This is a genomic window from Kribbella sp. NPDC048837 (genome assembly GCF_055586945.1).
The window spans coordinates 381,701-399,332 of sequence record NZ_JBVJHF010000003.1 but is presented as its reverse complement, the minus strand read 5'-3'; the positions used below and the strand labels follow the sequence as shown (position 1 = coordinate 399,332).

Genomic DNA, 17,632 nt, shown 5'->3' with positions numbered 1-17,632 from the left:
GTGGTGCACCGCAAGGCGTTCCCGGTGCTGTACGTCACGAACGTCCGTAGGTCCGTCGAGTTCTACGCGCTGCTCGGCTACGAGTCGACGTACCAGTTCCCGCTCGAGGGCGACCCGCACTACGTCGGCCTCGAGCGCGGCGACTCCTCGCTGGGCCTGTCCGACACGAGCTGGCCGGAAGCCCAGCTCGGCATCACGGTCGGTACGGCGCCGCGCTTCGAGCTCTTCGTGTACGTCGACGACGTCGACGCCGAGGTGGAATCGTTCCGGGCCGCCGGGTACCGGGTGCTGCAGGAGCCGGCGACCATGCCGTGGGGCGAGCGCCAGGCCTACATCTCCGACCCGGAGGGCAACCCGGTCGCCCTGGCGACGCCGATCTAGGTCCCCGGCTTCTGGAACAGGTAGTCCTCGGCACGCATCGAGGTGGGCGGCTTGACGTCCTCAGGGAGCAGCTCGCGCAGGTCGCGCTCGGTGAGGCTGTCGGCGTCGCGCGTGGACAGCCGGGTCGCCTGATTGGAGATGGCTTCCTCGAGCACGTTCCGGATGAACCGGCCGTTGCCGAAGTTGTGGCTGCGGGGAGCCGGGGGGATGACGCTGCGGACCATGGCCAGGACGTCGTCGGAGTAGACCATGCCCTTCTGCTTGGCCTGCAGTTCGAAGATCGCGATCAGCTGGTCGTTGTCGTACTCGCTGAACGACAGGAGCTTCGGGAACCGCGACGCCAGCCCGGTGTTGGACTCCATGAACCGCTGCATCTCGCGGTGGTACCCGGCGACGATCACGATGCAGTCGTCGCGGTGGTCCTCCATCATCTTCAGGATGGTGGTGATGGCCTCGAGACCGAAGTCGCCCGGGCTGTTCTCCGGCACCAGGGTGTAGGCCTCGTCGACGAACAGCACCCCGCCGATCGCCTCGCGGAACTTGGCCGCGGTCATCGGTGCCGTCTGGCCGACGCTGGACCCGACCAGGTCGGACCGGTCGACCTCGACCACGTGGCCCTGCTCGAGCACGCCCAGCTGCTTGTAGATCCGGCTGAGCAGGCGGGCGATCGTGGTCTTCGCCGTACCGGGCTTGCCGACGAACACCATGTGCCGGGCGCGCTCGTGCGTCGGCAGGCCGAGCTCCTTGCGGCGCAGATTGGTCCGCACCTCGGCCACCATCCGCCGGACCGCGTCCTTGACCGAGTCCAACCCGATCAACGTGTCCAGCTCCGCGAGCGGGTTGTCCCCGGGGGTCGCCCCCGGCAGAACCAACTCCTCAGGCTCCGGCTGGGGTGCGACGGCCGGCGCAGGCTCAGGCACAACCTCAGCCACTGGCTCAGGCTCGGGTACAGGTTCAGGTTCAGGCTCAGGCTCAGGTGTGATCTGCGGTGCGGTCTCAGTTGGTTGGTCGGCGTGGAGGACCCGGAAGAAGGCGGCCAGGTCCGGGACCTCTGGGTCCGGCCACGGTGCGTCGGACAGGACACCGGCCACGTGGACCGATACCCGGGTGGCGGCCGCGGCCCAGGTGCGCGCGAGTACCTGCTGGTCCTGGCGCACCGCGCGGGCCAGCCACTCGGTGTTCCCGGCCAGCCAGGCAGCCGGCTCGAAGTCGTCCTTGGTATCGGCGACCGCGTTCACGACGTCCCACCCGGCGCCGCCCATGACCTGACCCACGGCCGGCGGAAGACCCTCCAGCCCGGCGACCAGGATCAGCTGGGCCATCAGCTGCGCGAAGTCCCCGGCACGATCGTCCGGAACCGCCATCACCAGCTTGGTATGCGCGTCCTGCAGCGTGCTGAGCGAGTAGTGCAGAGCCGCCGCCGGCCCGGCCAGCTCCGGCAGCACCGTGCGCTCGTGGTCGCTGAGCGCGGAAGTCCGCCAGAACTGAGCGATCGTCTCGTAGTCCGCGAGAGTGTGCATGCGCGTGACCTCACGGTCCGCTAGCACTCGGTCGAACGCAGTGGTCAGGACACGGGCCCGCGCAGCCATCGGCGGCGCGTCGACGAACAGGCTGACCACGTCCCGGGACAATTGCAGTGCCTGCCGACGAGCCGGCTCGGGGAAGCTGCGCGCTCCCGACACCGCCTGCAGCGGCCAATCGGTCTCCGCGACCCGGACCACGTGGCCGGCACCGCCGAACCGGTACGCCGGCCGGTAGAAGTCCCGCGTGAGCTCGGCCGCGATATCGGCGTACTCGCCGTGCAGAACTGGGATCCAGCCGGTCAGCAGCGGCGCGACCTGATGGGTGAACCACACCGCGGCCGGCGTTCCGTTGACGAAGTCGGGGAAGGCGGCCGGCCGCAGCGTGTTCGGATCGTCGGCCCAGGCGCGCAGCTGGGCGCGGACACCGGCCAGCCAGTCGGTCGGCACTTCCCAGGGCTGGTCGGCAGCAAGGACGTCGAGAACGCGCGGTCTCCAGGTGTCGTCAGCCACGCCGGCTAACTTTAGTGCGTCAGCGGCCGACGCCCGGACATCCCTGCCTCAGGCTGAGGCCGGCTCGAGCTTGAGGCTGATGCTGTTGATGCAGTACCGCAGGTCGGTGGGGGTTCCGTAGCCCTCACCCTCGAAGACGTGGCCCAGGTGGGAGCCACAGTTGGCGCACCGGACCTCGACGCGCTTCATGCCCAGGGTGCTGTCCTCGATGTACTGGACCCGGTCCTCGGCCAGCGGCGCGAAGAACGACGGCCAGCCGCAGTGCGAGTCGAACTTGGTCTCGCTCCGGAAGAGCTCCGCGTCACACGCCCGGCACTTGTAGACACCGACCGTCTTGGTGTCGGTGTACTCCCCGACGAACGGCCGCTCGGTCCCGGCCTTGCGCAGCACGTGAAACTCGGCGGGGGAGAGCTGCGCCTTCCACTCCGCCTCGGACTTGGTTACGGCGTACTGCTTGGTGTCATCTGTCACGACTCCAGTATCGGCGCCCGGCCAAGGAAAACCCCGGCCGGGCGCCGTACGTAAGACTCCCGTGATCGATCAGCGCACCCAGGAGGGGAGCGGGATGACCCGCACCACCTGCGGGTCGTGGTCGCTGATCTGGTCCGGGAACTCGGCGTTCATGTGGACCACGTCGTACGTCGAGGCCGGCTGGAGGTTCTTCGAGATCAGGATCTGGTCGAGGATCTGGCTGTTGCCCTCGAACACGTAGCTGTAGCGCTGGTTCAGCGGCAGGGTCCGCGGCATGTCGATCAGCGCGGTCTTGCCGGACCCGACCAGGATGTCCGCGGTCTCGGACCAGTCGAAGTCGTTCAGGTCGCCGAGCACGATCACGTTCGCGCCCGTGTCCTTGGCGAAGATCTGGTCGACGAACCCGCGGACCGCCTGGGCCTGCAGGTGCCGCTTGGCCGCGGTGACCTGCACCGGCGGCTGGAACCGGCCCCACAGCGGGTCGTCGCCGCCCTTGGAGCTGAAGTGGTTGACCACCACGAACAGGCTCTGGCCGTGCCAGGTGAACTCGCCGGCCAGCGGGACACGGGTGGCGTCCCAGGCCGCCGTGTTGCCCGGGTCGACTCGGCCCGGCGACGAGCTGAGGTGCGGCCGGCCGAACCGGTCGGTGGTGATTGTGGTCGCGACCGTCGAGCCGCCACCCGGGCGGTCGACGAACTTCACCGGCTTGTCGGTCCGGTACAGGAACGCGACCCGGATGTTGCCGCCCGGCTCGCCGCCCTCCATGTTGTTGACCGGGTCGATCTGGCGGTAGGCGTACGTCGGTCCGCCCGCCTTCTGGATCGCGGCGACGAGCAGGTCGAGGGTGACGTTGGCCGCGGTGGTGCCGGAGTTCGTGGCGCCGTCGTTGTCCTGCACCTCCTCCAGGCCGATGATGTCCGGCGCGGCGAGGTTCTTCACCACCGCCTGAGCCAGCCCGTCGAACTTGGCGTCACCGTCGGACGGGTCCAGGTTCTCCACGTTGAACGTCGCCACCGACACCTGCAGCGGCGAGGACTTCTGCGTCGTCTCCCGCGTCACGCCGCCGTCGATCACGGTCGGGGTCACGGTCGGCAGGAACTTGAAGTTCCCGAACGAGTAGTCCAGGACACCGGTGACCACGCCGGCCAGCTTGTCCCCGGTCTTCGCGTCCGGGATCGGCGCCAGCACGTCGTCGAGCAGCACACGCTCGGGGTTGCTGTCGGTCTTCTGCAGCAGGATGCCGCCGCGCACGGTCCGCACCCCGGACCCGGCCGGTACGACGGACAGCTCGCGGAACGAGCTCGTCGGCCCGGTGACCTGCGGCTGGTCGATCCCCAGCCACATCCCTTCCAGCGACTCCCAGAAGTCGAGGCCGTCGTTGGCCGGGTCGAACGCCGTGCTCGTGGTCTCCACGTCACCGTTGGAGTCGTCCTCGATCACGGTCGACGGCGGCACCCGGCCACCAGGACCGACGATCGTCGGAGCCGGTACGGCGGCGGTGCCGGTGACCGTGACGGTCGGGTTGGTGAGCTCCGTGGTGGTCAGGTTGTCGGTGCCGCCGGAGCCGCCGGGGCGGAACTCGGCGACCGTGCCCTTGACCGTGACCGCGTCACCGACGGACACCGTCGGCGCGGAGCTGGTGAACACGAACAGGCCCTCGCTGGTCGCCGGGTCGTTGTCCGGCTGCGGGTCCTGGAACCAGAACCCGTTGGTGGTCTTCGCGGTGACCACACCGGTCACGTTCTGGGCCACCTTGCCGTTCAGCGGCGACAGGTGCGCGGCGCCCTGGATGTCGTGGATCTTCGCGTCGACGGGCGGTTCGGTCGGCGTCGAGGTCAGCGTGCCCGGCGAGGGGTTGCCGACGGCGAAGTCGGCGTTGTTGTTGTCGGTGTCCTTCGTCGGGTCGATCCGCGCCGCGGACGTCGTGTTCGACAGCGTGCCGGTCGGTGTGGTCTCGGAGTCGTTCGCCGCGGTGCCGTAACCCACGTAGTCGCGGACGGACGGGTCGGCGTGGCAGGCCGAGCCACACGCGAGCGCGGTCTGAGTGGTGACCAGCGCGACCTTGCCGGCGCCCGCCGCCATCATGATCGTGCCCGCGACGTCCGGGGTCGGCATCGGTGCGCCGTTCCCCGCGCCGGCGCCTTCCTGGACGAGGTACGCCGCTCCCGGGGCGATGCTGCCCGTCAGCTTCGTGACCTGCCACGTCGTGCCGGTGGACGAGGCGTACTGGACGGACCAGCCGCTCACGTCGACCGGGGCCGAGCTGTTGTTGGTCAGCTCGATGAAGTCGTTGGTGTACGGTGCGCCGCTGTTGCCGCCGCCGCCGTACACCTCGGTGATGACCACGTCGGTGGACGCGGCCGCGGCCGGCCGGGCCACGAACGCGGCCACCCCGGCGAAGACGAGACTGGAAGTGACCACGAGGGCGCCCAGGCGGCGCCGTGATCGGATCTGGGCAGACATGGCCGGATTGTCACACCGGGACCCTGCCTGTCCAAGGTCCAACACGTGAACAGCCGGTATGCGCGCCGAAGGCACGGGTGATCATTCGCGGGCGTGCAGTGCGAGCAGCTGGTGCACCTCGAGCGGCTCGGTCTTCCCCTTGAGTTCGATCAGCCCCAGCGACTCGGTGACGGCGTCCGGCAGCAGCGCCTTGGTCGCCGGTCCGATGGCGACGCCACCGCCGGGCGCTTCGCCCTCGATCCGGGACGCCACGTTCACGGTGTCGCCGATGACCGTGTGGGTCCGCCCGCCCTCGGTCCCGAGCAGGCTGACCGACGCGATGCCGGTGTTGATCCCGACCCGGAACGGCGGCCAGTTCGGGTGTGCCGCCTGGACCGCGGTCGCCGCCTCCTGCAGCGCGAGCCCCGCCGCGGCCGCCCGGGCCGCGTGGTCCGGCTGGTCACCGCGCTTGTTGAAGGTCACCATCAGCGCGTCGCCGATGATCCGGTCGACGTCGCCGCCGTGTCGCCGTACGACCGGTGGGACGACGACCTGGAAGTACGTGTTCAGCATCGCCGTGACCTCGGCCGAGCCGTGCTTCTCGGAGAAGGTCGTGAACCCCTGCAGATCCGCGAACAGCACGCTCAGCTCCCGCTGCCCGGAGATGGTGTCCTCCATGTACAGGTCCGCGAACCGCTCCTCGTACCACTGGATCCGCACGCCGGCCACGACCAGGACGAACGCGGCGAGCATGAGCACGTGCCACTCCCACCACGACAGCGCCCAGTTCCGGGCGAACACCAGCGCGATCATCGCCTCGGCCAGCAGCACCCACGCGGCGATCATCGACAGCAGCATCAGCGACGGCCGCTCCCACCACGTCCGCAGGTACAGCGCCGCCGCGGTCGCGTACAACAACACAGCCGGTACGGCGAGCGCCGTGAGGATGCCGTCGGCAGTCTCGGGCACCGACGTGGCGTGCAGCGGCGGCAACCGGAGCACGGACGCCGCCGCCCACAACGCCATCAGCGTCAGCAGCCCGGCCCGAAGCCGGCGCCCCCACCGGACGGCCGCCACCGCCCGTTCGCCCGTCAGATTCAGGCTGGACAGGAACGCGAACACCGACGCCAGCGCCACACCGACCGGAGTCGCGAGCGTGAACCCGGCGTTCGGTGTGTCCAGCAACACCTTCGGCGTGGCCAGCGCATGCAGCCCGAGAAACCCGGCTGCCGACAGAAAGGCCAGCGACACGAGCAGCACCCGCGGATCACCCCGCCGAAGCGCCGCCACACCGGTCATATAGGCCAGTACGGCGCTCGCTCCGGCGGTGATCAGCACCAGCCAGAAATGCGACGGATGGTGCTCCCAATGCACGTCGAGCCGCGGTTCGCGCCGCAGCAGGACCAGACCGGCCAGCGGTACCAGCAGCACCAGGGAGGTCAGCGCGATCATCGCCGGCGTGTAGACGAACCGCCGTTCAGGCATCCGACGAGACCTTGAAATGGGTGTGGATCTGCGACACGACCACCGAGCCCTCGCCCACCGCCGACGCCACCCGCTTGACCGAACCGCTGCGCACATCCCCGATCGCGAACAACCCCGGGACGGTCGTCTCGTACGGCTGCGGCGGCCGGTCCTCGTGCCACTGCGGATCCTCGGCGGCGTCCGAGCCGGTCAGCACGAATCCGTGCGCCTCCCGCCCGACCTCCGCCGGAAGCCAGCCCGTCCCCGGCACCGCGCCGATCATCACGAACAGCCCGTTGGCGGGCAGCGTCTCCTCGGCGCCGGTCTCGCGATCCCGCAGCGTCACTTCCTGCAGCCGTCCCTCACCGGTACCACCGACGACCTCGCTGGACGCGCGCACGGTCACGTTGGGCGCGGCGTCGATCGCGTCGATCAGGTACTGCGACATGCTCGCGGACAGATCCTTGCCCCGGATCACCAGAGTCACGTGCCGGCAGTACCGCGCCAGGTGCAGCACCGCCTGGCCGGCCGAGTTCCCGCCACCGACCACACAGGCGTCAAGACCCTTCAAACCATGGGCTTCCGACACACTGGCGCCGTAGTACACGCCGGTCCCCATCAGCTTCTCCAGCGACGGTACGTCGAGCCGCCGGTAGGACACGCCCGTCGCCAGTACGACGGCACGCGCGGTCACCTCGCCCACGCCACCGATGACGGCGACGAAATGGCCGTCCCGCTTCTCGAGCTTCTCCACCGTCCGCATCAGCACGAAGTGCGCACCGAACACCCACGCCTGCTGATAACCCCGCTGCGCCAGCTCCGACCCCCGGATCCCGCGCGAGAAGCCGAGGTAGTTGCGGATCAGCGAGCTCGTCCCGGCCTGCCCGCCGATCGACTCCCGCTCCACCACCAATGTCCGCAATCCCTCGGACGACGCGTACACAGCCGCCGCCAGCCCGCCCGGACCCGCACCGATCACGAGCACGTCGAACGACGGGTCCTCGCCCTCGGCCAACGTCGTCGACACACCCCAGGCCTCGGCGATCTCCACGTCCGTCGGATCGTGCAGGACGGCGCCACCCACCGCCGACATCCACACCAGCACACCGTCGCCCGGATCCGGTTCCCCGATGTACTCCAGGACGTCGTTCGCCAGGTCCGAACCGCTGTTCCGGAACGCGCTCGGGATGCCGTTGCGCGCGAGCAGGCTGCGCACCTCCTGACCCCGGACCGAGTCGACCGAGGCGATCACCACCACCTCACGCCAGTTGGCGACCTCGTACCGCGACCACTCCTGGACGAACTCCGCCACCGTTCGGTGGAACAGCTCGTCGTGCGCGATCCACGGCTTGAGCACGTAGTAGTTGATGTCGCCCACCGACATCGCGGACAGGATCGCGGCGGCCGTCGTCCGGTCGGCCCACGCACCCCACTCGATCAGCAAGGCCCGGCGGGCGTCGGGATGCAGCGTCCGGGCCGCCGCGAAGATCTCGGCGCGCTGCTCGTCCGGAATGGCATGGTCGACCAGCACGATGGCCACCCGCTGTCCCGCATCGTGTGCCCGCCGTAGGGAGTCGAGCGCACCGGCGGCCGACGGCTCGCCGCGCACCCGGAAGTCGGCGCCGAAGCCGCGTTCCAGCTCTGTCTCGCACCGGTCCAGACGCCCAGGGTCAGCGTCGACGACGAGCAGTAACGGCCGTGCGCGATGCAGCTTGTTCAGTTCCCCGGGATCCCCACCCATGCTTGTGACGGTAGGTGCGGCCGGACCCGTGGGCAATGGTCAAAACGCTTGTTCGCCGGTCCTGTCCGCCCCAGTGGGACAGGACCGGCGAAGCTCGAACCGTCAGTTGACGCTGACCGCCGACCACGCGGCGGCGACCGTCGCGCGCTCGGTGCTGTTCGCGCCGTACAGGTCGGTGGCCGCGTTCAGCGTCGCGGTCCGGGCCTGGGCGTACGTCGTACCGGTGGTCATGTAGGTCGTCAGGGCCCGGTACCAGATCTTGCCGAGCTTGTCGTGGCCGATCCCGGTGATGGCCGAACCGTTGCAGGTCGGCGAGTTGTGCGGCAGGCCGCCGATCGTCTTCGCACCGGTGCCCTCGGCGAGCAGGTAGGCGAAGTGGTTCGCGATCCCGGAGGAGTAGTGCACGTCGAGGTTGCCGACGCCCGAGGACCAGCAGTCGGGGGAGTTGCCGTCCTTGCTCGGCTTGTCCATGTACCGCAGCGCCGGCCGGTCCTTCATGATCTCTTCGCCGATGTAGTAGTCGCCGGGGTCGGCGGCCTTGTTCGAGTAGAACTCGACCAGGGTGCCGAAGATGTCGCTGGTGGCCTCGTTCAGGCCGCCGGACTCACCGGAGTAGGTGAGGTTCGCGGTCGCCGAGGTGACGCCGTGGGACATCTCGTGGCCGGCCACGTCGATCGACACGAGCGGACCCGCGACGACGTTGTCGCCGTCGCCGTACGTCATCTGCTTGCCGTCCCAGAACGCGTTCACGTAGTTGGTGCCGTAGTGCACCCGGCTCGGGACGCCCTTGCCGTTGTTGAAGATGCCGTTCCGGCCGTGGGTGTTCTTGTAGTAGTCGAACGTGGTCGCGGCGCCGTAGTGCGCGTCGACGGCGGCGGTGGCCCGGCTCGCGGTGGTGCCGGTGCCCCAGTGGTTGTCCGCGTCGGTGAAGCGCGTCGGCGTCGGGCAGCCGAGGCCGAACAGCTGGCAGAGGATCGAGTCGGTCTTGTTGTTCGCGTCGGCGGTGTAGCCGTTGCCGCGGGCCGGGTCGGTCAGCGTGAAGCCGCCGGTGGCCGGCGTGGTGTCGAGCGGCACGGTCCCGCTGTAGAGGCTCTGGCCGTCGCCGGTCGCCGTCTCGATGTGCTGCTCGCTGACGAGCTTGGCGCCGGTCAGGGCGTCGACGGTCGTGGTGATGCGGCTCGGCGTACCGTCGGCCTGGGTGCCGACCGTGGTGACCAGGTAGGCCAGCCGCGGGGCGCCCTTGCGGGCCTCGATCACCAGCGCGGGCTTGCCTTCGGCCTTCAGGCCCTTGGCCAGCGCCTTCGAGGTGGCGGTGGCGACGCTGACCTTCGGCGTCCGGTTCACGTTCGCGCTGCGGGTCAGCGTCAGGCTGGCGCTCTTGAAGCTGCCGTCCTTGGCCTGGTGGACGACCACGTCACCACCGAGGACCTGGAGGCCGCCGACGGTCCGGTCCATCCGGACGTGGCTGGCGCCGTCGGGGTCGACGATGACGTCCTTGACCACGAACGCGTCGGCCGTGGTCGCGCTCAGGGCGGTGAGATGGCTGTCGATCGCGGCCTTGGCCTTGGCGACAGCCGCGGCCGGGGTGGGGACGGGGTCTGCTGTCGGCGCACCCGTGGCGGTGGTGGCACTGGACAGACCGAGGGCGGTAGTGGTCGCCACTGCGGTGGCAGCGGCGAACAGGGCGGATCTGTTCATCCTCGTGCTCCTTCTCAGGTGTCCCGGGGGCCTCACGCCCCAGGAACGAGGTGCTGGAACGTTACCGCCCGGTCACCGGGCGTGGCCAGAGGTGGAGAAAAGTTGCCTTTCCTGCAGCCTCGCGGGGAATTCCACGCTTTGGTCGGTACGGGGCGATACCGTCGCGGCATGGCGAAGAGCACAGCGGTGATGGTCACCGTGGGAGGCCGCGAGGTCCGGGTCTCCAGCCCCGACCGGATTGTCTACGAGGCGACCGACTGGGCTCCGGAGGTCACCAAGCTGCAGGTCTGCGAGTACTTCATCGGTGTGGCTCCCGCGTTCATGCGAGCGTCCGGCGACCGTCCGGTCGCTCTGGAACGCTGGCCCGGCGGGTGGCGCGAGGGGATGACGCTGTCGGTGGACTCGATCGGTCGGCAGACCGGGGACGGCTTCTACTCGAAGCGCCTCCCCAAGGGCGCGCCCGACTGGCTCCGGACCTGCCGCGTCCTGACGCCGAACGACCGCCCGATCGACGAGCTGTGCCTGACGGAGCCTGCCGCCGCGGTGTGGGCGGCCCAGATGGGCACGCTGACCTTCCACCCGTGGGCCGTGCGCAGCAACGATCTCGACCACCCCGACGAGCTGCGCCTCGATCTCGATCCACAGCCCGGCGCGACCTTCGCCGACGCCCGGAGGGTGGCCGGCGTCGCCCGTGAACTGCTCGAGGAGCTGGGCCTCCGGGGATACCCGAAGACCAGCGGCAACCGGGGGATCCACATTTACGTGCGGATCCGGCCGGAGTGGTCCTTCGACGAGGTCCGGCACGCCGCGATCGGCCTCGGCCGTGAGCTCGAGCGCCGCGACGACGGCGTGACGACGGCCTGGTGGAAGGAGGAACGCGGCGAGGCCTCGATCTTCCTGGACTTCAACCAGAACCTCCGGGACCGCACGGTCGCCGGCGCCTGGTCGCTGCGACCGCGACCGGGCGCGCCGGTCAGTACGCCGATGACCTGGGACCGGCTCGCCGAGGTGGACGACCCGCGGGCCTTCAACCTGCACACGGTTCCGGACTACCTCGCCGACGGTGATCCCTGGGCGGACATGGACGACACGGCGTACCCGCTCGACGCGCCGCTGCGGTTGTGGGAGGAGCTGCCTGGCGGCGAGCTGAACTTCCCGCCCGACTACCCGAAGATGCCGGGCGAGCCGCCCCGCGTCCAGCCGAGCAAGAAGGTCGCCGAGCACTGGGACGAGCAGGGCAACCGCATCGCGCCGGACTGACACTTCGCCGGGCTGTCTCGTCGGAAGGGCGTCAACAGTCAGCACGGCAAGGAGAAGCACCTATGGACGCCCGTTTCAACTACGCGGCCAGCACGATCGGACCCAAGTTCGTCAAGCACATCGTGTCGGCGAGCACTGCGGTCGCGGGGTCGTTGCCGATCGCCACCTTGGAGCTGGTGCAGCTCCGGGTCAGCCAGATCAACGGCTGTGCGGTCTGCATCGACATGCACACCAAGGACGCCACCGAGCACGGCGAAACCGCGGTCCGGCTGAACCTGGTCGCGGCCTGGCGCGAGGCGACGGTCTTCACCGAGGCCGAGCGTGCGGCCCTGGAGCTGGCCGAGCAGGGCACCCGGATCGCCGACGCCGCCGGTGGTGTCAGTGACGAGGTCTGGGCCAACGCGGCCAAGCACTACGACGAGGACCAGCTCACCGCGCTGGTGTGCACGATCGCCGTCATGAACACCTGGAACCGCCTCAACGTCATCACCCAGCAGCCGGCCGGCGACTACGTCCCCGGCCAGTGGGGCTGACGGCTAGATCGTCCGCAAGGCCCCGCCGTCGATCGGAATGATCGTCCCGGTGATGTACGACGCGGCGGGGGACAGGATGAAGGCGGCGACCCGGCCGAACTCGTCGGGATCGCCGTAACGACGCAGGGGAATGGTCTTCTCGGAGGCGCGCCGGGCCGCCTCCGAGTCGCCACCCTTGCCGTCGAGCTCCTTCAGCCGGTCGGTGGCGATCCGGCCGGGCATCAGGCCGTTCACCCGGGTGCCGTTCGGGCCGAGCTCGTCGGCCAGGGTCTTCGCGACCATCGCGAGGCCCGGGCGCAGGCCGTTGGAGATGGCCAGTCCGTTGATCGGAGACTTCACCGACGACGACAGCACGAAGGCGATCGACGTACCGTCCGAGCCGGCTCGTGCGACCGCGCGGGCGATCCGCAGACCGCCGAGGAAGACGCTGTCGAAGGCGGCCCGCCAGTCGTCCTCGTCGCTGTCGAGCGCCGTGCCCGGCCGGGGCCCGCCGACGCTGATCAGGGCACCGTGCAGGGCACCCCACTTGGCGATCGCGGTCGCGGCCAGCCGCTCGGCGCTGTCCGGGGCGGCGTTGTCGACCGGGATGCCGACCACGTTCTCGCCGAGCTCGGCGGCGGCCCGGGTGATCGCCTCCTCGTTGCGGCTGGAGATCACCAGCCGGGCGCCTTCGGCCGCGAGGGCTTTCGCGGTGGCGAAGCCGAGTCCGGCGCTGGCGCCGGTGACGATATAGGTGCGATCGCGCAGTCCGAGGTCCACGGTCCCATCCTGCCTCACCACTGTCCGTCGCGCACCTCGGCGGTTTTCGTAGCCGACAGCAAGGACTACCGAGTGGTCTAGTACGCCGACCGCCGCAGCGGGGACTCGGCCGTGGTCAGGTGCCAGGCGGTGTTCACCAGGCCCAGGTGCGAGAAGGCCTGCGGGAAGTTCCCGAGCATCCGGCCGGTGGCCGGGTCGTACTCCTCCGAGAGCAGTCCCACATCGTTGCGCAGGGCAACGAGCTTCTCGTACAGGTCGCGGGCCTCGCCGACCCGGCCGATCATCGCCAGCGCGTCGGCCAGCCAGAACGAGCAGATCAGGAACACGCCCTCGTCGTCGTCCAGCCCGTCGTCGGTGTGCTCGGTCAGGTACCGCCGGACGAACCCGTCGGACGTCAGTTCCCGCTGCACCGCCTCGACGGTCCCGACCACCCGCGGGTCGCTCGCCGGCAGGAACCCGACCTGCGGGATCAGCAGTACGGCGGCATCGAGCGCCTTGCTGCCGTAGGCCTGGGTGAACGTGTTCCGGTCGGCGTCGAACGCCTTCGCGCAGACGTCGCGATGGATCTCTTCGGCCAGCGCCCGCCACTGCTTGGCCGGACCGCCCAGTCCGTACCGGTCGACCGCCCGCGCGGCCCGGTCGAACGCGACCCAGGCCATCACCTTGGAGTATGTGAAGTGCTGGCGCCCGCCGCGGACCTCCCAGATGCCTTCGTCGGGCTGGTCCCACACCTCGGTGAGGTGGCGCATCAGCCCGCGCTGCACCGCCCAGGCCTCGTCGGTCGACCCGATCTGCGTCTCGCGGGCCAGCGCGAGGACGTCCATCACCTCGCCGAACACGTCGATCTGCAACTGGTCGGCGGCCGCGTTCCCGATCCGCACCGGCGCCGACCCGCCGAACCCGGGCAGCCAGTCGGCCTCGAACTCCGACAGCCGGCGTTCGCCGGTCACGCCGTACATGATCTGGACGGCGTCGGGCGAGCCGGCGATCGCGCGGAGCAGCCAGTCGCGCCAGGCGACTGCCTCATCGGCGTACCCGGCGCGGAGCATCGCGGACAGCGTCATCGTTGCGTCCCGCAACCAGCAGTACCGGTAGTCCCAGTTGCGCTGCCCGCCCAGGGACTCGGGCAACGAGGTGGTCGGCGCCGCGACGATGCCGCCGGACGGCCCGTAGGTGAGTGCCTTCAGGGTGAGGATCGACCGGGTGACCTCCTCGCCGAACCCGTTCGCGCCCTTGCTGCGGGCGATCCACTCGGTCCAGAACGTCTCGGTCGGTTCCAGGGCCGCGAGGGCGTCGGTCGGTTCCGGCACGGGGTGGTGCGACGGGTGCCAGGTGAGCACGAACCAGGCCCGGTCCCCGGCCGAGACCCGGAAATCGGCGTACGTCGCGAAGTCCCGCCCGTACTGGTGGACGTCGGAGCGCAACGACACCGCGTCCGGACCCGCGATCGCGACCACCTGGCCGTTCAGGTTCCGCACCCACGGAACGACGTGACCGTAGTCGAACCGCAACCGCAGCTCGGACCGCATCTCCACGGTCCCGCTGATGCCTTCGACGATCCGGACGATGTCCGGCGCGGCGTCGCGGGGAGGCATGAAGTCGATCACCCGGACCGAGCCGGTGTCCGTCGACCACTCGGTCTCCAGGACCTGCGTGTCGTCGCGGTAGTGCCGGCTGCTGACCGCGTCGGCATCGCGCGGAGCGACCCGCCAGTGGCCGTTGTCGTCGGTGCCGAGCAGCGCGGCGAAGCAGGCGGGGGAGTCGAACCGCGGGAGGCACAGCCAGTCGATCGAGCCCTGCTTGGACACCAGTGCGGCAGTCTGCAGGTCACCGATCAGCGCGTAGTCCTCAATCCGCCGCTCCGGCCCGCGCTTCGGGCCGGGACGCCGCCGGGGATCCGGGTGCTGGCCCGTCGTCTGCTGCGCTGTCGCCTGCTGCGCCGTCTGCTGGCTTGTCACCCTGTACTTCCTGTCTGGAGAAGTAGACCAGTCCGCCGAGCGCCAACAGTGCGAAGAAGAACCACTGCAGCGCGTAGAAGAAGTGTGGCCCGTCGTCGATCTCCGGCCCCGGGAACGCGCCGAACGCCGGGTCGTTGGCCGGCTCCTGCTTGTCCACGGTCAGGTAGCCGTCGTACAGGTTCAGCCCGAGGGCCTTGGCGAAGTCCGGTCCGTTGATCAGTCGCGCCGTACCGTCGTCCGGAATGCCGCCGGTGGTGTGGCCGCCGCGCTCGCTGCGCTGGAGCCGGCCGGTGATCGTGACCTGGCCGGTCGGTGTGGCGGGGATGGAGAGCGGCGCGAGCTCGGCGCCCTGCCGGGCCAGGAAGCCGCGGTCGACCAGCACGGCCTTGCCGTCGGCCAGGCGCAGCGGGGTGACGATCTCGAAACCGGGCCGGTCGTTCACGTTGCGGTACCGCATGACGATCTGCTTCGAGGCGTCGAACGTGCCCGTGACGACCGCGGTCCGCCAGGCATGCTGGTCGCCGACCACGCCCTGCGGGCCGACGATCTGGTCGAGCGGCGCCGGCGGAGCGGCCAGATTGGTCCGGGTGACGTCGTTGCGGGCCTTGCGCTCGTCCAGGCGGTGCAACTGCCAGCGGCCGAGCTGGACGCACACTCCGGCGAGCACGAGGACGGCCAGCGCGGCGGCGATCCAGCGGACATTCATCAGGCGACGCACATCTCGAACTTAAGCCATAGCCTGAAACCACCCGCCCCCGGCACGTAGGCTGGAGCCGTGACAGCAACGGACGAGACGACCCAGATGGGCCTGGCGGACCGGTACGGCCGGGTCGCCACCGACCTCCGCGTGTCGCTCACGGACCGTTGCAACCTGCGCTGTACCTACTGCATGCCCGAGGAAGGCCTGGAATGGCTCCCCAAGCCGGAGCTGCTCACCGACGACGAGATCGTCCGGCTGGTCTCGATCGCGGTGACCCACCTGGGCGTGCGGGAGATCCGGTTCACCGGCGGTGAGCCGCTGCTCCGCCGGGGGCTCGTCGGCATCGTCGCGCGGACGACGGAACTCGCACCACGGCCCGAGGTGTCGCTGACGACCAACGGGATCGGCCTCGCCCGGCAGGCGCAGGCCCTCAAGGACGCCGGTCTGGATCGGGTGAATGTGAGCCTGGATACGGTTCGGCCGGACACTTTTGTCCAGCTCGCCCGCCGGGACCGGTTGAAGGATGTGCTGGCCGGGCTCGAGGCGGCGCACGTCGCCGGGCTGACCCCGGTGAAGGTGAACGCCGTACTGATGCGCGGTGTGAACGATCAGCAGGCGCCAGAGCTGCTGGACTACTGTTTGGAACGCGGTTACGAGCTGCGTTTCATCGAGCAGATGCCGCTGGACGCCCAGCACGGCTGGAACCGCGCCACCATGATCACGGCGGACGAGATCCACGAGCAGCTCGACGGCCGCTTCGGCCTGACCCCGGTCGATGCGTCGACCCGGGGGAGTGCGCCGGCCGAATTGTTCCTGGTCCGCGGCGGTCCGCAGACCGTCGGCATCATCGCCTCGGTCACCCGGCCGTTCTGCGGTGACTGCGACCGGGTCCGGCTGACCGCCGACGGTCAGGTCCGCGACTGCCTGTTCGCGCGCACCGAGTCGGACCTGCGGACGGCGCTGCGATCGGGGGCCGACGACGCCGAACTGGCCGACCGGTGGCGGCGCGCGATGCGGAACAAACTCCCCGGCCACGGCATCAACGACCCGAGCTTCCTGCAACCCACCCGGCCGATGTCCGCGATCGGCGGCTGAGCGCCATACCGGCCCAATCCGGAAATGTACTTTTTCGGTGCGGCCTAACACTTAGGAGAAAGGCTCGACCTCACGCAGGAATGACCGGCGGGCCAGGAAGTCCGACAGGCTCTCCTTGTGTTCGTCGCAGGCCAGCCAGGTCTTGCGCCGGTCAGGTGTGTGGATCTTGGGGTTGTTCCAGCGCAGCGCCCACGTGGCCGGCTGTCCGCAACCCTTCGCGGAGCAGACGGCCGGAAGGGCTTCGTCGCTCATCTGCCGGCCTATTCCTGATTACTCAATAATCAAAAGAGTGGGGAAAATGAAGCGACGTCGGACAGCCACGGGGGGAGCCGTCCGACGCCGCATCAAGTCTCTGAATTTCACTCATGAACTTCAGAGCACGCGGGAGATTCTGACACGGATGCTGCCAAAGTTTCCAGTCCCGGCGAGGATCACTTTTCGGTGTCGTTGTCGCGGTCCGGATCCGGCGCTGTGACGACCCCCGGCGACGACCCGATCGCCGGCCGTTCCGGCGCCACGAACGGCGTCGCGCTCTGCACCGTCGTGGTCCGTTGCGCGTTCGCCAGCACCACCGCGATGTACGGCAGGAACACCGCCGCGACGATGAACATCCAGCGCCACGGCGACGGCGTGACCACCGCGAGCACGAAACAGACGATGCGGATCGACATCATCCAGGCATACCGAACGATCCGGCTGTCCAGATCCTCCGACCGGCCCGGCTGCGCACTCGTCACCGAGATGACGGTTTCGCCGGTCCGCTCACGGCGTCTCGACATCTATCCTCCTCAACAGGACCAACGGTACGCCGCGTCGTCCGCTCCGGCGCAGCCAGGATGGAGAGGAACGTCTCATGACCGACCGCACCTACCGCGTGACCGAGATCGTGGGCACGTCCAAGGAAGGCCTGAACCAGGCGATCACCAACGGCATCGCCCGGGCCGGCGAGACCCTGCGGCACCTCGACTGGTTCGAGGTCAGCGAGATCCGCGGCCACATCGCCGACAACCAGATCGACCACTACCAGGTGACCATGAAGGTCGGCTTCCGGCTCGAAGACTCCTGATCGGCCCACCGCGACCCGGCGTTCGAGGGGA

The 17,632-nt window shown here is 69.5% G+C and carries 16 protein-coding genes; 5 read left to right on the top strand and 11 right to left on the bottom strand.

Annotated elements, in window-relative coordinates; all coding sequences use genetic code 11:
- Positions 1-3 precede the first annotated feature (3 nt).
- Complete coding sequence (locus ACZ6O0_RS17540; protein WP_465765947.1) at positions 4-381, top strand: VOC family protein; 378 nt, start codon at positions 4-6, stop codon at positions 379-381.
- Here the strand turns inward: ACZ6O0_RS17540 and ACZ6O0_RS17535 are convergent.
- The 6 genes from ACZ6O0_RS17535 to ACZ6O0_RS17510 all read right to left on the bottom strand — a co-directional run bounded on the left by ACZ6O0_RS17535 (position 378) and on the right by ACZ6O0_RS17510 (position 10,230).
- The gene (locus ACZ6O0_RS17535; protein ID WP_465765946.1) at positions 378-2,414 is read right to left on the bottom strand and encodes an AAA family ATPase; all 2,037 of its coding nucleotides are present in this window, start codon (positions 2,412-2,414) and stop codon (positions 378-380) included. The genes ACZ6O0_RS17540 and ACZ6O0_RS17535 overlap by 4 nt on opposite strands.
- 48 nt (positions 2,415-2,462) lie before the next feature.
- Positions 2,463-2,885 carry a peptide-methionine (R)-S-oxide reductase MsrB gene (gene msrB, locus ACZ6O0_RS17530; RefSeq protein ID WP_465765945.1) on the bottom strand — a complete coding sequence of 141 codons (423 nt, stop codon included), beginning with the start codon at positions 2,883-2,885 and terminating at the stop codon, positions 2,463-2,465.
- 69 nt (positions 2,886-2,954) lie between these two features.
- Entirely contained in the window at positions 2,955-5,348 is a 2,394-nt protein-coding gene (locus tag ACZ6O0_RS17525) for a lamin tail domain-containing protein (protein WP_465765944.1), read from the bottom strand.
- Positions 5,349-5,429: 81 nt separating this feature from the next.
- The gene (locus ACZ6O0_RS17520) at positions 5,430-6,812 is read right to left on the bottom strand and encodes an adenylate/guanylate cyclase domain-containing protein (protein ID WP_465765943.1); all 1,383 of its coding nucleotides are present in this window, start codon (positions 6,810-6,812) and stop codon (positions 5,430-5,432) included.
- Positions 6,805-8,532 carry an NAD(P)/FAD-dependent oxidoreductase gene (locus tag ACZ6O0_RS17515; protein WP_465765942.1) on the bottom strand — a complete coding sequence of 576 codons (1,728 nt, stop codon included), beginning with the start codon at positions 8,530-8,532 and terminating at the stop codon, positions 6,805-6,807. Before ACZ6O0_RS17515 ends, ACZ6O0_RS17520 begins: the two co-directional genes overlap by 8 nt.
- Positions 8,533-8,634: 102 nt before the next feature.
- On the bottom strand, positions 8,635-10,230 hold the full coding sequence (locus tag ACZ6O0_RS17510) for a M4 family metallopeptidase (protein WP_465765941.1): 1,596 nt from the start codon (positions 10,228-10,230) through the stop codon (positions 8,635-8,637).
- A gap of 168 nt (positions 10,231-10,398) precedes the next feature.
- On the opposite strand from ACZ6O0_RS17510, the gene ACZ6O0_RS17505 reads away from it, so the two are divergent.
- Both ACZ6O0_RS17505 and ACZ6O0_RS17500 read left to right on the top strand, forming a co-directional pair.
- Positions 10,399-11,490: a DNA polymerase domain-containing protein gene (locus ACZ6O0_RS17505; protein WP_465765940.1), complete on the top strand. Its 1,092-nt coding sequence runs from the start codon at positions 10,399-10,401 to the stop codon at positions 11,488-11,490.
- Positions 11,491-11,552: 62 nt separating this feature from the next.
- Positions 11,553-12,023: a carboxymuconolactone decarboxylase family protein gene (locus tag ACZ6O0_RS17500; protein WP_465765939.1), complete on the top strand. Its 471-nt coding sequence runs from the start codon at positions 11,553-11,555 to the stop codon at positions 12,021-12,023.
- Positions 12,024-12,026: 3 nt separating this feature from the next.
- Here ACZ6O0_RS17500 and ACZ6O0_RS17495 read toward each other — a convergent pair whose 3' ends face one another.
- From ACZ6O0_RS17495 to ACZ6O0_RS17485, 3 genes are all read right to left on the bottom strand, one after another.
- Positions 12,027-12,782: an SDR family oxidoreductase gene (locus ACZ6O0_RS17495; RefSeq protein WP_465765938.1), complete on the bottom strand. Its 756-nt coding sequence runs from the start codon at positions 12,780-12,782 to the stop codon at positions 12,027-12,029.
- Positions 12,783-12,859: 77 nt separating this feature from the next.
- On the bottom strand, positions 12,860-14,740 hold the full coding sequence (locus ACZ6O0_RS17490; RefSeq protein WP_465765937.1) for a glycoside hydrolase family 15 protein: 1,881 nt from the start codon (positions 14,738-14,740) through the stop codon (positions 12,860-12,862).
- Complete coding sequence (locus ACZ6O0_RS17485) at positions 14,631-15,446, bottom strand: SURF1 family cytochrome oxidase biogenesis protein (protein ID WP_465765936.1); 816 nt, start codon at positions 15,444-15,446, stop codon at positions 14,631-14,633. Before ACZ6O0_RS17485 ends, ACZ6O0_RS17490 begins: the two co-directional genes overlap by 110 nt.
- A 96-nt stretch (positions 15,447-15,542) precedes the next feature.
- On the opposite strand from ACZ6O0_RS17485, the gene moaA reads away from it, so the two are divergent.
- Positions 15,543-16,535, top strand: coding sequence for a GTP 3',8-cyclase MoaA (gene moaA, locus ACZ6O0_RS17480; RefSeq protein WP_465766424.1), 993 nt, complete (start codon positions 15,543-15,545; stop codon positions 16,533-16,535).
- A gap of 51 nt (positions 16,536-16,586) precedes the next feature.
- Here moaA and ACZ6O0_RS17475 read toward each other — a convergent pair whose 3' ends face one another.
- Entirely contained in the window at positions 16,587-16,787 is a 201-nt protein-coding gene (locus ACZ6O0_RS17475; RefSeq protein ID WP_465765935.1) for a hypothetical protein, read from the bottom strand.
- Positions 16,788-16,966: 179 nt separating this feature from the next.
- Positions 16,967-17,314 carry a DUF3099 domain-containing protein gene (locus ACZ6O0_RS17470; protein ID WP_465765934.1) on the bottom strand — a complete coding sequence of 116 codons (348 nt, stop codon included), beginning with the start codon at positions 17,312-17,314 and terminating at the stop codon, positions 16,967-16,969.
- 74 nt (positions 17,315-17,388) lie between these two features.
- Here ACZ6O0_RS17470 and ACZ6O0_RS17465 point away from each other — a divergent pair, with 74 nt between their 5' ends.
- Positions 17,389-17,601 carry a dodecin gene (locus tag ACZ6O0_RS17465; RefSeq protein ID WP_465765933.1) on the top strand — a complete coding sequence of 71 codons (213 nt, stop codon included), beginning with the start codon at positions 17,389-17,391 and terminating at the stop codon, positions 17,599-17,601.
- Positions 17,602-17,632: the final 31 nt, after the last annotated feature.

Excerpts from the sequence above, each read along its gene's own strand:
- ACZ6O0_RS17525 (WP_465765944.1), bottom strand. The coding sequence starts at position 5,348 with ATGTCTGCCCAGATCCGATCACGGCGCCGCCTGGGCGCCCTCGTGGTC.
- ACZ6O0_RS17520 (WP_465765943.1), bottom strand. The coding sequence starts at position 6,812 with ATGCCTGAACGGCGGTTCGTCTACACGCCGGCGATGATCGCGCTGACC.
- ACZ6O0_RS17475 (WP_465765935.1), bottom strand. The coding sequence starts at position 16,787 with ATGAGCGACGAAGCCCTTCCGGCCGTCTGCTCCGCGAAGGGTTGCGGA.
- ACZ6O0_RS17500 (WP_465765939.1), top strand. The coding sequence starts at position 11,553 with ATGGACGCCCGTTTCAACTACGCGGCCAGCACGATCGGACCCAAGTTC.
- ACZ6O0_RS17470 (WP_465765934.1), bottom strand. The coding sequence starts at position 17,314 with ATGTCGAGACGCCGTGAGCGGACCGGCGAAACCGTCATCTCGGTGACG.
- moaA (WP_465766424.1), top strand. The coding sequence starts at position 15,543 with ATGGGCCTGGCGGACCGGTACGGCCGGGTCGCCACCGACCTCCGCGTG.
- ACZ6O0_RS17485 (WP_465765936.1), bottom strand. The coding sequence starts at position 15,446 with ATGAATGTCCGCTGGATCGCCGCCGCGCTGGCCGTCCTCGTGCTCGCC.
- ACZ6O0_RS17510 (WP_465765941.1), bottom strand. The coding sequence starts at position 10,230 with ATGAACAGATCCGCCCTGTTCGCCGCTGCCACCGCAGTGGCGACCACT.
- ACZ6O0_RS17515 (WP_465765942.1), bottom strand. The coding sequence starts at position 8,532 with ATGGGTGGGGATCCCGGGGAACTGAACAAGCTGCATCGCGCACGGCCG.
- ACZ6O0_RS17505 (WP_465765940.1), top strand. The coding sequence starts at position 10,399 with ATGGCGAAGAGCACAGCGGTGATGGTCACCGTGGGAGGCCGCGAGGTC.
- ACZ6O0_RS17465 (WP_465765933.1), top strand. The coding sequence starts at position 17,389 with ATGACCGACCGCACCTACCGCGTGACCGAGATCGTGGGCACGTCCAAG.